The 17451-nt window shown below is 67.9% G+C and carries 16 protein-coding genes; 5 read left to right on the top strand and 11 right to left on the bottom strand.

Annotated features, from left to right (window positions below):
- Positions 1–76: 76 nt before the first annotated feature.
- Positions 77–919: an MnmC family methyltransferase gene (locus tag IHE46_RS11895; protein ID WP_192164868.1), complete on the top strand. Its 843-nt coding sequence runs from the start codon at positions 77–79 to the stop codon at positions 917–919.
- Between the two features lie 54 nt (positions 920–973).
- Here the strand turns inward: IHE46_RS11895 and IHE46_RS11890 are convergent, their stop codons facing one another.
- Positions 974–1345, bottom strand: a complete 372-nt coding sequence (locus tag IHE46_RS11890; protein WP_192164867.1) for a hypothetical protein — start codon at positions 1343–1345, stop codon at positions 974–976.
- 79 nt (positions 1346–1424) lie between these two features.
- Between IHE46_RS11890 and pncA the strand changes: the two genes are divergently transcribed.
- The 3 genes from pncA to IHE46_RS11875 all read left to right on the top strand — a co-directional run bounded on the left by pncA (position 1425) and on the right by IHE46_RS11875 (position 3514).
- Complete coding sequence (gene pncA, locus IHE46_RS11885) at positions 1425–2078, top strand: bifunctional nicotinamidase/pyrazinamidase (protein ID WP_192164866.1); 654 nt, start codon at positions 1425–1427, stop codon at positions 2076–2078.
- A 35-nt stretch (positions 2079–2113) separates the two neighbouring features.
- Positions 2114–3022 (top strand): ion channel, encoded by a 909-nt coding sequence (locus IHE46_RS11880; protein ID WP_192164865.1) that lies wholly within the window; start codon positions 2114–2116, stop codon positions 3020–3022.
- Positions 3023–3238: 216 nt separating this feature from the next.
- The gene (locus IHE46_RS11875) at positions 3239–3514 is read left to right on the top strand and encodes a hypothetical protein (RefSeq protein WP_192164864.1); all 276 of its coding nucleotides are present in this window, start codon (positions 3239–3241) and stop codon (positions 3512–3514) included.
- An 8-nt stretch (positions 3515–3522) separates the two neighbouring features.
- Here IHE46_RS11875 and IHE46_RS11870 read toward each other — a convergent pair whose 3' ends face one another.
- Both IHE46_RS11870 and IHE46_RS11865 read right to left on the bottom strand, forming a co-directional pair.
- Positions 3523–3975, bottom strand: coding sequence for a putative toxin-antitoxin system toxin component, PIN family (locus IHE46_RS11870; protein ID WP_192164863.1), 453 nt, complete (start codon positions 3973–3975; stop codon positions 3523–3525).
- A complete protein-coding gene (locus tag IHE46_RS11865) occupies positions 3975–4688 on the bottom strand; it encodes an HAD family hydrolase (RefSeq protein ID WP_192164862.1) in 714 nt (237 codons plus the stop codon). The genes IHE46_RS11870 and IHE46_RS11865 overlap by 1 nt, the downstream gene beginning before the upstream one ends.
- 108 nt (positions 4689–4796) lie before the next feature.
- Between IHE46_RS11865 and IHE46_RS11860 the strand changes: the two genes are divergently transcribed.
- Positions 4797–5567: an META and DUF4377 domain-containing protein gene (locus IHE46_RS11860; RefSeq protein ID WP_192164861.1), complete on the top strand. Its 771-nt coding sequence runs from the start codon at positions 4797–4799 to the stop codon at positions 5565–5567.
- Between the two features lie 107 nt (positions 5568–5674).
- Here the strand turns inward: IHE46_RS11860 and IHE46_RS11855 are convergent, their stop codons facing one another.
- From IHE46_RS11855 to IHE46_RS11820, 8 genes are all read right to left on the bottom strand, one after another.
- Positions 5675–6049: a YciI family protein gene (locus IHE46_RS11855; RefSeq protein ID WP_192164860.1), complete on the bottom strand. Its 375-nt coding sequence runs from the start codon at positions 6047–6049 to the stop codon at positions 5675–5677.
- A 120-nt stretch (positions 6050–6169) separates the two neighbouring features.
- Entirely contained in the window at positions 6170–7090 is a 921-nt protein-coding gene (locus tag IHE46_RS11850) for a M14 family metallocarboxypeptidase (RefSeq protein ID WP_192164859.1), read from the bottom strand.
- A 193-nt stretch (positions 7091–7283) separates the two neighbouring features.
- Positions 7284–7856 (bottom strand): OmpH family outer membrane protein, encoded by a 573-nt coding sequence (locus IHE46_RS11845; protein WP_225563023.1) that lies wholly within the window; start codon positions 7854–7856, stop codon positions 7284–7286.
- 200 nt (positions 7857–8056) lie between these two features.
- A complete protein-coding gene (locus tag IHE46_RS11840) occupies positions 8057–10018 on the bottom strand; it encodes an ATP-dependent DNA helicase (RefSeq protein WP_192164857.1) in 1962 nt (653 codons plus the stop codon).
- 52 nt (positions 10019–10070) lie between these two features.
- A complete protein-coding gene (locus IHE46_RS11835) occupies positions 10071–10601 on the bottom strand; it encodes a tetratricopeptide repeat protein (protein ID WP_192164856.1) in 531 nt (176 codons plus the stop codon).
- Position 10602: 1 nt separating this feature from the next.
- Positions 10603–12966 carry a penicillin-binding protein 1B gene (mrcB, locus tag IHE46_RS11830; protein ID WP_192164855.1) on the bottom strand — a complete coding sequence of 788 codons (2364 nt, stop codon included), beginning with the start codon at positions 12964–12966 and terminating at the stop codon, positions 10603–10605.
- Positions 12967–13172: 206 nt separating this feature from the next.
- Positions 13173–15770, bottom strand: a complete 2598-nt coding sequence (locus tag IHE46_RS11825; protein ID WP_192164854.1) for a glycosyltransferase family 2 protein — start codon at positions 15768–15770, stop codon at positions 13173–13175.
- A 105-nt stretch (positions 15771–15875) separates the two neighbouring features.
- Complete coding sequence (locus IHE46_RS11820; RefSeq protein WP_225563022.1) at positions 15876–17369, bottom strand: alpha-L-fucosidase; 1494 nt, start codon at positions 17367–17369, stop codon at positions 15876–15878.
- Positions 17370–17451 lie beyond the last annotated feature (82 nt).

The raw sequence follows: 17451 nt of genomic DNA, 5'->3' as shown, positions 1-17451 counted from the left end.
AAAAGCGGCAAGAACCGCGTGCCGCCGAGCGCCACGCCTGCGTTACGATGCGCGGCCGCCACCCTGGATTGCCTACGTGCCGCACTACACCGGCCCCCTGCTCACCCGCGCCACCGCCGGATCGCTGCTTGCCGCGCGCGACGCCGGCATATCCGAGTGGAACGGCTCGCTGGATCTGGGGCGCACCGCCGGCGCCGCGTCGCTGCATGCGGAGGGCTGGCAATGGCGTGGCGAACGCTACCCCTGGCCGTCCCTGCCGAAGGACCGCAGCATCCACTACTGGGACGGCGAGGCCTTCGCCACGGTGGCCCGTTTCGCCGGCTCGCTCATCAAGCTGGTGCCTACCGAATGGGACGTGCCCACCTTCGAGATCGACGGCATCAAGATGCTGCCCACCTCGAAGGAATCGCCGCTCGACGATGCACGCCGCAAGGTGGCCCTGGTCGAGCCGCACGGCAAGGCGGTGCTGGATACCTGCGGCGGCCTGGGCTACTTCGCCGCCTGCTGCCTGGAAGCCGGCGCGGCGCGCATCCATTCCTTCGAGAAGAACCCAGACGTGCTGTGGCTGCGCACGCTGAACCCGTGGTCGCCCGATCCCGATGCGCCGGCCAGCGGCGGTCGCCTGAGCCTCGTGCTGGCCGACGTGTCGCAGGCCATCGCGCAGGTGGCCGACGCATCGGTGGATGCGCTGCTGCACGATCCGCCGCGCTTCGGCATCGCGGGCGAGCTGTATTCGCTGGCGTTCTACCGCGAACTGGCGCGCGTACTGCGCCGCGGCGGCCGGCTGTTCCACTACACCGGCAGTCCCAACAAACTCACCAGCGGCCGCGACGTGCCGCGCGAAGTGGCCAAGCGCCTGGAAGAGGCCGGCTTCAAGGCGCAGCTGGCGCTGGATGGTGTATTCGCCACGCGGCGCTGAAACCCGGGGACACCGCAGGAGCCGCTACGCATGACGGCTGCTGCTCCCGCAAAGTCACTCCTGCCGCCAGTGCCGCCCACACAGCACCCACGCAATGAGCACGCCCAGCGCCGCGCCCAGCAGTTCGCACAGCGCGCGTGTGCCGATGCCGTCCGGGTCGTGCACATCGGCCAGCTTGGCCTGCAGCACCTGCAGCGAGTCCAGGCGCGCATAGTTGAAATAGAACAGGTTCCAGAAATCCACGCGCCCGGTGAGCACCACCGCGAGAAAGTACGACCAGCCGATCTGCCGCGCATCGCTCCAGTCGTTGCGCCGGCCGATCCGGTGGAACACGAGATACAGCACGAGGCCGACGACGAGGCTGATCGCGCCCGCCTCCATGCCGCCGGTCCAGCCATAGCCCATCCACGATTGGTCGTAGTTCATCGCACCCTGATCCGTCTGCACCAGCCTGCATTATGCCTGCGCGCTAGACTCTTGCCGTTGCCATGCACGCAGGACCGCCATGCCTTTCGCCATCACCGAACGCACCGCCCTGATCGTGGTGGACGTGCAGCCGGATTTCATGCCCGGCGGCACGCTGGCCTGCCACGAGGGCGACGCCGTCGTGCCCGGCATAGCCCGCCTGGTGCGGGCGCGCCGCTTCCGGCACGTGGTGGCCACGCAGGACTGGCATCCTGCCGGCCATGCCTCCTTTGCCAGCTCGCACCCGGGAACGCAGGCGTTCCAGCAGATCGAACTCCACGGCCATCCGCAGACGCTGTGGCCGGACCATTGCGTGCAGGGCACACCGGGGGCCGCACTGCATACGGGCATCGACTGGTCGGCGGCGGACCTGATCCTGCGCAAGGGCAGCGACCCGCAGGTGGATTCCTATAGCGCCTTCCGCGAGAACCACGGCCCGCACGGCACGCGGCCTGCCACCGGCCTGGCCGGGTGGTTGCGCGAACGCGGCGTGGACGAAGTGCTGGTGTGCGGATTGGCGCGCGACGTCTGCGTGCTGTGGACCGCACAGGACGCCGCCGCATTGGGCTTCCGCGCCTGGCTGGCCTGGGACCTCAGCCGGCCGGTCACGCCGGCATCCGACGCCGCCACCCGGTCCACCCTGCAGGCGCAGGGCATCGGCGTGGTCGAACCCGCCGATTTCTGGATCGCCTAGACCCACCCCCTGCCCTTCGGAAGGCCGCCGCCGCGATGAACCTCAAGCCCCTGCTGCCCCCGTGGCGCCGACCGCGGATCATCACCATCGGCGGCCGGCCGTTCGTCAGCCGCGGCCTGTCCGACCGCATGTGGGACGACATCTACCATCACGCGCTGACCGTGCGCTGGCCGGTGTTCTTCCTGACTGCCGGCGCGGCCTTCCTGCTGCTCAATGCGTTCTTCGCGCTGATCTACCTGCTCGGCGACCATCCGATCGCGAACCAGTCCCCGCAGGGTTTCGGCGGCGCGTTCTTCTTCAGCGTGGAAACGCTGGCCACGGTCGGCTACGGCGACATGCACCCGCAGACCCTCTTCGCGCACTGCGTCGCCACGCTGGAGATCTTCACCGGCATGGCCTGCATCGCGGTGACCACGGGCCTGATCTTTGCGCGCTTCTCGCGGCCGCGCGCCCGCATGATCTTCGCCAGCAACCCGGTGGTGCACGCCGTCGACGGCCGGCAGACGCTGATGATACGCGCGGCCAACATGCGGCAGAACCTGATCAGCGAGGCCTACGCCCAGCTGCATCTGATCCGGCTGGAGATCTCGCCCGAGGGCTTGAAGCTGCGCAAGATCTACGACCTGAAGCTGGTGCGCGACCGCCACCCGATCTTCATCCTCAGCTGGCTGCTGATGCACGTGATCGACGAAGACAGCCCGCTGTACGGCATCAGCGCCGAGACGATGGAGCAGACGCAGATGCTGCTGTTGCTGACCATCGAAGGCATCGACGAGACCACCTCGCAGTCCATGGTGGCGCGCCACCAGTGGCGCTACGACGAGCTGCGCTGGAACCACCGCTACGCCGACCTCGTCACCGACGACGGGCATGGCCTCAACGTCATCGACTACGGCGTCTTCCATGACGTGCTGCCGCTGGAGGAAAGGGCACCTTCCGCCTAGGGCCTGTTGGCTGCGCCCGGACGCCACACAGGCATGCAAGTCTCGATAGCTTCCGCACTCCATGCTTGCGGAAGCGACGGCAAGCGCCATGCACAACTCGGGACGAGGCATGGGGGCGCAGCGAGATCGGAAAACTTGAACGGCCTAGGCCCAAGACACGCCCTACGCCGCAAGCGCGATACACTGCGTCCCTTCCACCACCCCGGATCCATGCCCATGGCCGAGCGCGAATTCCCGGATTACACCGTACGCTCCGGCGCCAGCCTCGAAGGCTCGCGCTACACGGCGTGGCTGTCCGTGGTGCCGCACGGCCATGGCTTCCCCGTGTATTACGCGATCTGCGAGAACCGCAGCTTCCGTCTGCAGGACGTGGCCGAGCGTGCCGCCGAAGACGCGCTGGCCGCGGTGCTGGCCCTCGAGGAAGACGGCACGCCCGTGTTCCCGGACAACTACACCGGCTTCGCGGACGAAACGCCGGGCAACCCGGCCTAGGCGCCTGTTCAAAGACTCCAGGCGCGCGACCATTCCTGTGGCGTGGCGATGTCGAAACCATGGTCGCGCCGCGTGCGCCGCGCCAGCTTCAGCAGTTCGTTGTCGCGGCTGAGCAGCCATTGCGCACCGCAGGCCTGCGCGAGCTCGAGAAACTTCTGGTCGTCGGGATCGGCGCAGCGCGGCAGTTTCGGCGCCGCCGGTGCCGGCTTGCGCATCGTGTCCGGCAGCAGGCATAGCTGCGCGTCGAACATCGCGACGGCCGCATCCCTTTGCGGAGCATCGAGCGCCAGCTGCGGGTAGACCAGCACCGCCATCCACTCGTCGCGGCAAGCTGCGTCGGTAAGCACGTCCACCGTTCCTGCGCGCAACGCGTCGCGCAAGGCCGCACAGCGCACATCGCCAAACACGAACAGGTCAAGGCAGACGTTCGTGTCCAGCACTGCGCGCGGCGGCGTCGCCATCAGGCCAATGCATCCAGCTGCGCCAGCGCGGCGGGAATCTCCGCCGCGTTCGCCACTTCGCGCATGCGCGGCGCATCCTGCGGATCGAGGCTGTTTTCCAGTTCGTGCGCCCACGTCACGTGGTAAGGCATGTGCACGCCCCAGCCGCCCAGGCGCAACACCGGCTCGATGTCCGAGCGCAGCGAATTGCCCACCATCGCGAACTCGTGCGGCGCGATGCCGAACTCGTCGAACAGGCGCCGGTAGGTCGCCGTGTCCTTTTCGGAGACGATCTCGATGCGGCGGAACAATCCGGCCAGGCACGACTCGGCCACTTTCTTTTCCTGGTGGAACAGGTCGCCCTTGGTGATCAGCACCACCGCATGCTTGCGGGCCACGGTCTCCACCGCCTCGCGGATGCCGGGCAGCAGTTCCACCGGGTGCTGCAGCACGCGCTTGCCGATCCCGACGAGGCGATGGATGTCCTGCGCGCTGATGCGGCCATCGCTGATGGCGATGGCGGTTTCCACCATCGACAACGTCATGCCCTTGGCGCCGTAGCCGAACAAGGCGAGGTTGCTGCGCTCGGTGGCGAGCATACGCGCGTGCACCGCGTCGTCGGCGAGGTCGGCGTAACGGCCCACGATGGCGGCGAACTCGGCGTTGGCCTCGCGGTAATAGTCCTCGCTGCGCCACAGCGTGTCGTCGCCGTCGAAACCCACCATCTTCAACATGAGCGTGTCGCCCTACCTGAATCGAGGAGAAGCGCCGCATTATCCGCGACATCGCCACGGCATGGCGCATGGCCTAAGCTCGCCTCACCCTTTCGTGCGGAGAACGCCATGCGCCGCCACCTTTCGCTGCTGCTGCCGATCGCCCTCGCCGCCTTCGCCGCCATGCCGCCGGCCGCTGCCGCCACGCCGGACAACACCGCGCCGGATGCCGCGCTGCTGGCCGCCTACCACTGGCAACTGGCGCAGGCCACCGATCACGGCGGCCAGCGCATCGATGCACTGTTCGTGCGCCCGGACAAACCGCTGCAACTGGATTTCACCGATGGCCGCCTCAGCGTGCGCAATGCCTGCAACGGCATGGGCGGCGGCTACCGGATCGCGAACGACCAGCTCATGGTCGGCCCGATGATGCACACCATGATGGCCTGCCGCGAACCCGCACTGAACCAGCTGGACGGGCTGATCGGCCAGCGCCTCGCCAGCCATCCCGCCATCGCCGTCACGAAGCACGGCGACACGCCGCAACTGCAGCTGCGCACCGCCTCCGGCGACACGCTGGAATTCACCGGCGTGCCCACGCCCGAGACGCGCTACGGCGGCCCGGGCGTCACCGAATTTCTGGAAGTGGGGGCGCAGAACGTGCCCTGCCAGCAAAGCCAGCCGTGCCTGAACGTGCGCGAAGTCTACTACGACGCCAACGGCCTCAAGACCGGCACGCCGGGCGAGTGGCATGCACTGCCGGCCATCGAGGGCTACACGCATCAGGAAGGGGTGCGCAACGTGGTGCGCGTGAAGCGCTACGACACCGGCTCGTCTTCCCCGTCTTCGGCGGCGTATGTGCTGGACATGGTGGTGGAGACCAGCATTCCGAAGCCGTGAGGCTAGGAAAGAATCTCCAGCCTGCCCATTTGCCGGCGCCATGGCCGGCGGCACGGCGGTTATGAAGGTAGCGGACGGACTTCAGAGTCCGTTCGGCGCCTCTTGCGTCATGCGCCCACGCGCCGGCGCACCGCATCGAAATCGCGCAAGGGGCGCACTTCGATGCAGCCGGTCTTCGCCCACGGCAATTCCGCGGCCATGCGGACCGCTTCCTCTTCGCTGTCGGCTTCGATCAGGTTGAAGCCGGCGAGGTATTCCTTGGTTTCCGCGAACGGGCCGTCCAGCACCACGGTCTTGCCTGCGCGTATGCGTACCGCCTTGGCCGTGGCCGGCGCCTCCAGCTGCTGCGCGTCGAGCAGCTTGCCCTGGGTGCGCAACTCATCCGCGTGCGTGATGCAGGAATGCATGCGCGTTTCGAACTCACCCGGCGGCAGCGCGTTGAGCAGGGTGTCGTCGCTGTAGACCAGTAGCAGGTATTTCATGGTGGCTCGCATCGCGGCGATGGGAAGCACGATGCTCGCACACATCGTGCGCGCGTGCTGCCCCATGGCCGCTGGACCACCCTCGCCTCGACCCTCCTCCGAAGGAGAGGGTGGCCATCCTTAGCCGTGTGCCAGCGCGTAGTCGATCGCTGCGCGCACTGCCGCCGCCTGCGCGTCGTTGCACTGCGCGGGCGTGGCGCGCGGGCTGTCCGGGTAGACCTCGGTGGTGGTGCGGTAGTGCGCGTTGGTGATGCCGGCGCACAGGCCCAGCTTGCGGCAGTCGTACTCGATCACGCCATGCGCCACCACCGGCGAGCCGATGATGGTTCCATCCGGATCCGCCGGCGCGATGTGGGTGACCTTGGCCACCTCTGCGATCACCGCCTGCTGGAAGGCCGGCTCCGGCCGCACGCTGTCCGCGCACAGGTAGAAGCCGTCCGGAATGGTGCCCGCCTCGAACGGCTGGCCGTCGCGTGCGGCCAGCGCGGGACGGTATTCGCTCTCGTCGGTGTCGGTGGTCTCGTGCAGGTCGATGTGCATGCGCGCCACATCGCGCAGCGGCGAGAGCAGGCGCCACAGCGCGGCGGATTCCTGCGCCGGGCTGCCCGCGCGGAAATTGCGGTTGGGGTCCAGCGCGTCCGCATTCCAGCGATGGATGCGCTCGTAGCCCCACGGGCTCACGCAAGGCACGGCCAGCAGGTTGATGCGGCCCGCGTAGCGTGCGGCATCGCGTTCGAGGAATTGCAGCGCGCCGTGCACGCCGCTGGTTTCGTAGCCATGCACGCCGCCGGTCAGCAGCATCACCGGCAGCGCGTCGTTCCAGTGGCGGCTTTTCACGACATAGAGCGGGAAGCTTTCCGGCGCGTATTCCAGCCGGCCGTATTCGGCCACGTCGAAATCCGTACCCAGCGACTCGATGCGGCTCTGCACTTCGTCGGCATAGCTTCGCTGGCGGCTCTGCCGCGAGAGCCACGCGGCGACTTCCGCCGCACCCCAGGGCGTGCCGGGCGTGCCGATGGGATAGAAGGCGCTGGTGGTCATGACGGGCTCCGCTGCGGGGACTGGCCGACCACTCTAGCATCGGCCATGCGCTGCCCCGGCGAGTGTGCGAACTTCCACCCAGGCGCGATGCCACTCGGCACATTCGAGGCGCGATCGCCCGCTGCCGGAAATAAAGAAAGGCTGTCGCGCGGCGCGCGGCAGCCTTTCGGGTTTGCAGCGTTGTCCCCGGCGATCAGTTGCCGGCGGCTGCGCCGGTCGGCGCCGGTTCCAGATTGAAGTTGAGCGAGGTGATCCTGCTGTCCAGACCGCTCACCACATCCGGCGTGAGGTCGTTGGCGGTGTTGCCGCCCAGCACCGCGTCGCGGTTCAGCAGCAGGCCGCAGTGGTGGCTGGTGTAGGCGCTGTTCACCAGCGGCTGCGCCTGCTGGCCGATCTGCTCCATCACCTTGCCCTGGGTCGCTTCCACCTGCGCCTTGAAGGACTGCATGCGCTGCTGCAGCGCCTGGCCCTGCTGCTGGCGCTGCGCTTCGGTCAGCGAGGCAGCTTTCTGCTGGAAAGCCTGGATGTCCGTATTCAGCGGCTGCTGCTGCTGCTGCGCCAGCGTCTTCAGGCGCTCGCTCGCGGCCTGGCCGACCTTGGACTGCGCGAACACCGCCTCGCGCGAAAGCATGCACACGCCCGGCACCGGGTTGCCGCCCATCGTGCCGCTTGCGGCGGGAGTGGTGGCGGCATGCACCGGCGACACGGTGGCAAAGGAAAGGCCAGTCGTGGCGATCAATGCGGCAACAAGCAAGGGACGATGCATGGTCATAGGGCTTCCATAGGATGGGCTGGACTGATGGGTTCCGCAGGCCGGTGCGGCCCACGTCGGGCTATCAGCATACCCGCAGATGATGGCCCGCTGGGCAGATGGCCATGCCGCGGCCCATTCGCGTTCAGGAGCCGTGTTCGTCGCATGTTTTTGCGGAACAGATCTCGGGCACCAGGCCATCGGGGACGGCTGCATTACGGCGCGTCCGAAGCCGCTGCCGCATCGAAAGGCGCAAAGAACGCCTGCACGTCGGCCAGTACCCGCGTGCGCGGCATCGGCGGCAGGCTGGCGAGGAACAGCTTGCCGTACCCCTTGGTGCCGAGACGCGGATCGCACAACACCAGCACGCCGCGGTCGGTGACGCTGCGGATCAGGCGTCCTGCACCCTGCTTCAGCGCGATGGCCGCTGCCGGCACCTGCCAGCCCATGAAGGGATTGATGCCCTGCTGCTCCAGCGCCTCCAGCCGTGCCACCAGCACCGGATCGTCCGGCGCGGCGAACGGCAGCTTGTCGATCACCACCACGCTGAGCGCGTCGCCGGCCACGTCCACGCCCTCCCAGAAACTGGCCGCACCCAGCAGCACGCCATGGCCGGAGTGGCGGAACTCCTCCAGCAACTGATGCCGCGGCGCCGTGCCCTGCACGAACAGCGGCCAGGGCACGCGCTCGGCCAGCAACTCGGCGGCGCGACGAAGCGCGCGATGCGAGGTGAACAGCAGGAAGGCCCGGCCGTTCGACGCATGCAGCACCGGCAGCACGGCGTCGAGCACGCGCTCGGTGTAGTCGCGCGCGGCGGGATCGGGCAGGCCGTCGGGCAGATAGCACAGCGCCTGCTTCGCGTAGTCGAACGGGCTTTCCAGCAGCAGTGCCTGCGGTTCGTCCAGACCGAGCTGGCGCGCGAAATGCTCGAACCGCCCGGCCACCGAGAGCGTGGCCGAGGTGAATATCCATGCCGCCTCGCTGCGCTCGCGCATCGCGCGCAGCGGGGCGGCGAGATCCAGCGGCGTGGCATGCAGGGCAAAGCCGCGCGGGAACAGTTCGTACCAGCGCACGTCGCGTTCGGACGTCTGTTCGAGGATGCGTTCCAGTCGCTCGGCCAGCATTGCGGCGCGCTCGTACGCGTTGGCGAAGCCACGCGAGCGCTCCGCCTGCGAGGCGAGCAGATCCGTCAGCGTGGCCAGCAGTTCGCCGACCTCGTGCAGGCCCTCGCGCACTTCGCCCGACGCTTCCAGCGCGGCGAAGGTGCCGCGCGGCGGCAGCGGCTCCATGGCGAGGCGCAGCTTGCGCAAGGCATTCTGCAAGGCCTCCACCGGTTCCAGCAGCAGGCCGATGGCACCGGTGACGCCGCTGCATTCGCGCAGGCTGTCCTGCGCGAGATCGGCGAGCTGGCGCGCGCTCACGCTCTGCGAGAAGAACTGCCCGGCCAGCTCGGGAACCTGATGCGCCTCGTCGAGGACGAAGGCCGCGGCGCCGGGCAGGATTTCGCCGAAGCCCTCCTGCTTGAGCGCGAGGTCGGCGAACAGCAGATGGTGGTTCACCACCACGAGGTCGGCCTCCTGCGCCTCGCGGCGTGCCTTCACGACGTGGCAGTCGTCGTAGAACGGGCACTCCACGCCCAGGCAATTCTCTGGCGTGGAGGTGACGCGCGGCCACATCGGCGATTCCTCCGGCACCTCGGCCAGCTCCATGCGGTCGCCGCGGCGCGTGCGCGCCGACCAGGCGCGTATCGTCGCCAGCTGCGCGGCCTGCGCCTTGTCGAAGCTCGCGCCTTCGCGCACGGTCTGGTCGAGCCGGTACAGGCAGAGGTAGTTCGCGCGACCTTTCAGCAACGCGGTCTTGACGCGCGAATCCAGCACTGCGCGCACCCTGGGCAGGTCGCGGAAGTAGAGCTGGTCCTGCAGCGCCTTGGTGCCGGTGGAGACGATCACGCGCTCGCCCGAGCGCAACGCAGGCACGAGGTAGGCATAGGTCTTGCCGGTGCCGGTGCCGGCCTCGGCGATCAGCGTCCCGCGTCCGGCGATGGCTTCGGCCACCGCGGCGGCCATCGCCTGCTGCGCTTCGCGCGGCGCGAAGTTCGGCAGCTCGCGCGCGAACGGGCCGTCATCGCCCAGCAATGCGGCGATGCTGACGGGCGTGGTGTCGTCAGTAGCGATCATCAGGACAGTATCGCCGGCGTCGCGCTGCGGGCAAACCGCTTGTGTCGGCTACTCAGAAGCGGTTGACGCCCTGCACGTGGCATTTCGGCACCCATTTTTCCGCGGTGTCGAAACCGGCATCGTCGCCGGCTTCCTTGCGCAGCTGCGCGATGGTTTCCCAGTTGCGCGCGCACAGCGGGCCGAACTTGGGCCCCAGCGTCCACGACTGCTGCGACAGCTTCTGCGCCAGCGTGTAGTTCTGCTGGTAAATCGCGACTTCGGCGCGATCCTGCAGCAAGTCGGGCGAATTCGGACTCTGCTTGATGGCCTGGTCCAGCGTGGCCGCGGCCGCATCGTAACGGCCGGCCTGCACGCTGCTCTCGGCCGCCTGCTGCCATGCGGAGATGCCGGGGTCGGCCAGCGGCTTCACTGCGATCACCGACTGCTCGCGCTCGCCGGCGGCACGGATCGCCGCCACCATGGCGGTCGGCGAGAGCGCCGAACGCTTCGGTGCCTCGACCGGTGCTGGCGTGGCGCAGGCTGCGAGCAGCGCCGCTGCCGACAGCAGGGACCACACGCGCAGGGAACGAGGAACGGCATTCATGTCAGTTTCCGCCGGAGGGAGGTTGGGTGGATGCAGCCGGCGCGCCAGGGTTGGCCGGAGCCGCGCTGGACGATGATGCCGCAGGACTGCCGCCACCGAACAGGGTCTGCCAGAAACCGCAGCCTTCCACATCGCTCGACAGCGACCCGGCCACTACCGGCACCTGCTTCGCGCCCGTGCACTGCGGCTCGGTGGGCTTGCCGTCGGCAGGATTGATCCACGCCATCTGCAGCCCGTCGCCCAGCGTGGTGGACAGCGGACGCGTGGGCAGCTTGGCGAACAGGTTGCGCCACACCGGCAGCGCGCCGGTGGCGCCGAACAGGTGGGCGGGCTTGTTGTCGTCGCGCCCCAGCCAGAACACCGCGAGATGGTCGCCGGTGAAGCCGGCGAACCAGCTGTCGCGCAGGTCGTTGCTGGTGCCGGTCTTGCCGGCGACGTGCAGCGAGGCCAGGCTGGACTCGCCCAGCGAATGTGCGGTGCCGTACAGCGCCACCTGCTGCATCGCCCAGGTGACGAGGCGCACGGCCGGCTGGTATTCGCCGTCGCCGGTCTTCACCTCGTAGCGCTTGATGGTGTTGCCGTTGCCATCCACCACGCCGCGCACGGCGAGCAGCGGCAGCGCGTGGCCGTCGGAGGCTATGTACTCGTACATCTGCGCCACCTGCAGCGGCGAGAGGTCGAGCGCGCCGATCAGCAGCGAGGGACCGGAGTTGACGTTCTCCAGGCCGAAGGATTGCAGGAACCCGCGGATGCGCGGCAGGCCCACCGCGAGGCCGAGTCGGATGCTGGCGAGGTTCCACGAATTGGCCAGCGCGTCCACCATCGGCACCATGCCGTGGCTCTGGTTGTCGTCGTTGTGCGGTTCCCACAGCGTGCCGTTCTGCATGCGCATGCTGATCGGGCTGTCGTCCAGCGCGGTGGCCAGATTCCAGCGCGAGGGATTGGTGAGCGCCACGAGGTAGACGAAGGGCTTGATGGTGGAGCCGATCGGCCGCTGCGAATCCAGCGCGCGGTTGAAGCCCTGATCGCCGGCGAACTTGCTGCCCACGATGGCCAGCACGCTGCCGTCGTGCGAGTCGACCACCACGCCGGCCGCCTGCACCGGGTCGGCGCGCTTGCCCAGGCTCTTCATCGTCGCGTCCACGGCCTGCTCGCTGTAGAGCTGCGCCGCCGGATCGAGCGTGGTGAAGACCGACAGGTTGCCCGAGCGCAGCGTGCCTTCGTCGAAATCGCTGGTGATCTGCTGGCGCACCAGCTGCATGAAAGCCGGGAAGCGGTCGTGCGGCAGCTGGCCGTTCTGGATCACGTCCAGCGGCGTGGCCTGTGCGGCCTTGGCCTGGTCCGCCGGGAGCAGGCCGGTGTCGGCGAACTCCTGCAGCACCAGGTTGCGCCGCGTCAGCGCGTGGTCCGGATAGCGGCGCGGGTCGTAATAGCTCGGCCCCTTCACCAGCCCCACCAGCATCGCGATCTCCTGCGGACGCAGGTCGCGCAGCGGACGGCCGTAGTAGAACTCCGCCGCCGCGGCAAAGCCGTGCACCGCCTGGCCGCCCTGCTGGCCGAGGAAGACTTCGTTGACGTAGGCCTCGAGGATGCGGTCCTTGCTGTAGTGCATCTCCAGCAGCATCGACATCAGCGCTTCGTTGATCTTGCGCTTGAAGGTCTGTTCGCGGCCGAGGAACAGGTTGCGCACCAGCTGCTGCGTCAGCGTGGATGCGCCCTGCACCGTGCGGCCCGCGCGCAGGTTGGCAAACGCGGCGCGCAGGATCGCGCTGAAGTCGATGCCGATGTTGTGCTTGAAATCGCGGTCTTCCACCGCCTGCAGGCCGCTCACCAGCAGCGGCGGCACGTCGGCGAGATGCACGATGCGCCGGTCCACCTGGTCGGCGCCGTACACCGTGGCGATGCGCGCGGGGTCGAGATGGGTCAGCTCGAGCGGCTTGCCGTTGGTGATGTCGCGCACCGATGCGATAGCGCCCTTGCCCAGCACCACTTCGATGCGCTTAGGCAGTTCGCCGCCTTCCGGGCCGGCATAGCCGCGCGAGGAAATCGTGTAGCGCGAACCCTGCATCGTCCAGCTGCCCGCCACCTGGCCGGCGCCGTCCTGGGTGTAGCCGGCGAAGGTGAGCTCGAGCTGCAGCGCCGCCGGCGTCATCGGCTCGCCCGCCTGCAGCGGCAGCGGCCGCGCGAATACGCGCGTGGGCACGGCGAACACCAGGTCGTCGAAACGTTCCTGCACGCGCTTGTTCAGCACCAGCATGTACGGCAGCACGAAGCCGACGAACAGGCCGAGGCAGACCCAGAACGGAATGCGCAGCCACGGCCAGCACAGACGCATGAACGCGCGGAGACGGGTCAACAGGGCCAATGTGGCGGAATCCTGAACACGGGGCTCCGATGATAGGGCCTGTTACCCGGCGCGCATCTGAACGAAATGGGCGCTATTCGGGGCAACCGTTGCTTGCCGCTGGGCTTTGCCGAGGGAAGGAAATCGGAGTGGGCGGCGAGCTGAAAAAGCTCCGTGCCTGATTTTCCAGCGTCGCCAAGGCGACGCTGGACGGCCGGACAGCCATATCAGCCCGCCTTGTCGCCCGCCTTGTGCGCGATCCACGCGCCGATCACGGCCGACACGTAGGGAATCGACTGCGCGGCAAGGATGAACATCCACAGCACGCCCTCGATGTAATGGGTGCCGTAGCTGCGCGCCATGCCGACGATGCACAGCACCAGCGCCACCGCCATCAGCAGTTCCTCGCGCACCGGCGCGAACGCGGCGAAGCTGCTGCCGCCCATGCGGCGGCTCTTGGCGGTCACCACGAACGAGGTCTTCTCGCGGGTGAGGCCATGCAGGATGCCGCGCGCGATGGCATGCGAAAGGCTCATGCTGGCCAGCGAGGCCATCAGCGTGTCGTACCAGCCGCAGGGCACGCGGGCGCGGTACAGCACGATGCCGAAGATGGCCTTGGCGAAGAAGAAGCCAATCACCGGGATCAGGAACAACTGCATCGGCAGGCTGAAGTACTGCGGGAGCGCCACCATGCCCGCGGTCCAGAACAGCGCCATCAGGGTGAAGATCAGGTGCAGCGCATCGGCGAACCAGCTGAACCAGCCGGTGAGGAAGTGGAAGCGCTGGCCGCTGGAAAGCGGTCCCTTCTTCGTCATCCAGCTCCAGCGCCCCTTGAGGATCTGCATCGCGCCGAAGGCCCAGCGGTAGCGCTGGCTCTTGTACGCCTTGAAGTCGGCGGGCGTGAGGCCCTTGCCCATCAGCTCGTCCACGTACACCAGCTCGTAGCCGGCATGCATCAGGCGCAGGCCGAGTTCCGCGTCTTCGCAGATCGTCCATTCCGACCAGCCGCCGGTACCTTCCAGCGCGGTACGCCGCACCATGGTCATGGTGCCGTGCTGGATGATGGCGTTGCGCTCGTTGCGGTGATGCATGCCGATGCGGAAGAAGCCGTCGAACTCCCACGCGGTCATGCGGCGGAAGCGGTTGTGCTCGAAGTCGCGGTGCGCCTGTGGGCACTGCACCACGGCCACCTTGGGGTCGTGGAAATAGCCGGTGAGCGTGGACAGCCAGTCGTGGCGCACCACGTAGTCGGCGTCGATCACCGCCACCACGTCGGCCTCGGGCGAGGTTTCCTTCAGGCCGAAGTTCAGCGCGCCGGCCTTGAAGCCCGGCCATGGTTCCAGGTGGAAGAAGCGGAAGCGCTTGCCCAGCTTCTCGCAGTAGTCCTTCACCGGGCCCCACACCGCCGGGTCCTTGGTGTTGTTGTCGATCACCAGGACTTCGTAGTTCTCGTAGTCCAGCTCGGCCAGCGAATCCAGCGTGACGATCACCATGTCCGGCGGCTCGTTGTAGCAGGCCAGGTGGATGGACACGAACGGCTGCTTCTCCGGCACGTCCGGCCGCAGCATGCCGGCATGGCGCACCCAGCCGCGGCGCCACAGCACCTCGGTGAACTCGAAGCCGTTGATCAGCAGGATGGCGAGGATGGCGATCTGCGCCGGGAACAGCAGCACCAGCATCGTCCAGTCCACCCAGCTCAGGTAGAACTGCAGCGGCAGCGTGGCCGACCACACGACCAGGCCGCAGGCCAGCTGGATCAGCGCGCAGAAGAAGAAGCGCCCCATCAGCTTGAAACGCGCATAGCGCCGCGCGAACCACACCATCGGCCACAGCGCCAGCAGGCTCGCCACCAGGGCCTTCCACGGCCACGCGGTGTCTTCCGTCACCGGGCCGGTGAACGGGAACTTCGGCTGGCGGTCGGCGCTGAACATGCCCCAGTACGCCTCGGTGCGGCCCGAGAGCTGCTCCTTCCAGGGCTGGTCGAAGGCCTCCATCACGTAGTAGTCGAGGTGCAGCTGCTTGGCGACGTTGAACCATTGGCGCAGGAAGATCGCCTCGTCCGACACCGACGGATAGGCGTACTCGTGCCGGTCGCCATTGGACGGCCAGCCGATCTCGCCGATCACGATGTGCTTGTCGGGGAACATCTTCTGCAGCGTCTCGTAGCTGCCCAGCGCATCACCGATCGCGTCCTTGCGCGCCTTGCCGTTCCAGTACGGAAACAGGTGCACGGTGATGAAGTCCACGTGCTGCGCCAGCTCGGGGTACTTCTCCCAGATGTAGTCCGGCTCGGCGGTGGACACCGGCTGGTGCAGCGCGGCGCGCACGCGGTCCAGGTAGGCCATCAGCTGCTCGGGCGGCACGTTGTTGCGGAACAGCACCTCGTTGCCCACCAGCACCCTAGTGATCGTGCCGGGGTAGCGCCGCGCCTGCGCGATCAGCGCCTCGATCTCGTGCTCATTGTTGTCCAGCCGGGTGTCGATCCACGCGCCGGCCAGCAGTTTCAGCCCTTCGCGCTCCGCCAGGCGCGGAACCTGCGAGGCCTGCAGCATCGAGTAGGTGCGGATGTTGGGGCTGTACTGGTGCACCAGCCTGAGGTCGCTGGCGATCTGCTCGTCGCTGGGGAATTTGCCCTGCAGCGGATCCTGGTAGCGCTGGTACGGCTCCAACGCGAAGCCGCCGATGGGGCCGTGCCAGTCCTCGGGGCCGTGCGGCCGGTTGCCCGCCCACCACAGACCGATGTTGAGCGCGGCCACCACCAGGGCCAGCAGCATGGCGACAAGCAGCGAAGGACGACGTTGGAGATTGGAAGGACTGGCGCTCAAGAAAATCCCCGTGGGCGCCACTCCGGGCGCGGACCTAACCCTGTGAGCTTAACCAATGCGTGCCGGCTGCCTCAATAAATGGCGGCCACGGCGGTCAGCGCAAGCTCAGGCCTGTACCGCCGAGATGCGCAGCGTCCATGCCGGCGAACCTGCCAGTTGCCGGCGTACCGCTTGCGGCAAGGTGACCTCGACGCCATCGTTTCCCTGCCGCCACGCCAGCTCGCCATCGGCGCCCAGCACCTGCAGGCGCGCGCCCGGCGCAGGCCGCAGCGAGCGCAGCGTGATGGTCGCCGGCGGCCCCTGCTCGCCTTCGCCGGCCAGCCAGATCGCGTTGACGCTGCCGTCCTTGCCCTGGGTGAAGCGGAACTGGCCTTCGCCGTAGGGCGCGATGGCCCGGCTGCCGTGGATGGCGGAGCCGTTGACCTGCATCCACGAGCCGATGGCCTGCAGCCGGTCCAGCGCTTCCGCCGGCAGCTGGCCGTCGGGCTGCGGCCCGACGCCCAGCAGCAGGTTGCCGCCCTTGGCGACGATGCCGACCAGGGTATGCACCAGTTCGCGCGGCGACTTGTATTTGTCGTGCGGATTCCACGACCAGGAGCCGCCTGCCGTCATACAGGTCTCCCACGGGTACGGCAGCGGTTTGTCCGGCACGGTCTGCTCGGGCGTGCGGTAGTTTTCGTACGGCCCGCTGACGTCGCGGTCGACCAGCACGATGCCCGGCTGGTTGCGGCGCGCCATGGCGGCCAGCCCCGGCATGTCGATGTCCTGCGCCCACGGCACGTCCGAACTGTGGGCCTTGGCGTCGGGGTGCGCGTTCGCGTTCACCCAGCCGGCATCCAGCCACATCAGGTCGATGCCGCCGTACTGCGTGGTGAGCTCGTTGATCTGCGCGTGGGTGAAATCGACGAAGCGCTTCCACAGCTCCGGATACTTGTGCACGTCGTAGTTGTTGTTGCGGTCCGGCGTGGCCCACAGCGGCGACCAGTAGTCCGGATGGTGCCAGTCGGCCTTGGAGAAATACGCGCCGATGCCGAAGCCGCGCTGGCGGAACGCATCGAACACCGCCTTGGCGATGTTGGCGCGCGGGTTGGCGTGATAAGGCACGTCGGGCGCGGTGACGCGGTAACCGGTCTGTGCCGTGTCGAACAGGCAGAAGCCGTCGTGGTGCTTGGTGGTGAACACCAGGTAGCGCATGCCGGCGCCGTGCGCGGCCTCGGCCCATTTCGCCGGGTCGAACTTCACCGGGTTGAACTGCGTGCGCAGCTGCTCGTAGCGCTGCTTCCACTCCACGTAGCCGGCGCCGCCGGGGCGCTTGATCCAGTCCTCCGAGCACAGCGTCCACGACTCGACGATGCCAAGCACGCTGTAGATGCCCCAATGCAGGATGAGGCCGAACTTCCAGTCCGACCACTGCGCCAGCTTCTGCTTCACCAGCGGATCGGTGACGGGCACGTACTCGTCGCCGACGGGCTTGGCATGTTCCTGCTGCGCCACTTGCGCCGCGTCCTTGGCCTGCTTTTCCTGGCCGAAGCCTTCGCCCAGGGGCGCCAGCAGGGCCAGCGCTCCAACACCCTGCAACATGCGGCGGCGGGTCACCATGGAGGGCTCCTCATGTAACGGACAAGAGCCCAAGTCTTGCACAGGGCCCGCGCCTGCACCGGCACCCTGCCACAGGTCATGC

It is taken from the genome of Rhodanobacter sp. DHG33, from assembly GCF_014843005.1.
In the GTDB taxonomy this organism is placed as follows: Bacteria; Pseudomonadota; Gammaproteobacteria; order Xanthomonadales; family Rhodanobacteraceae; genus Rhodanobacter_A.
This window is presented reverse-complemented; position numbering and strand designations above follow the sequence as displayed.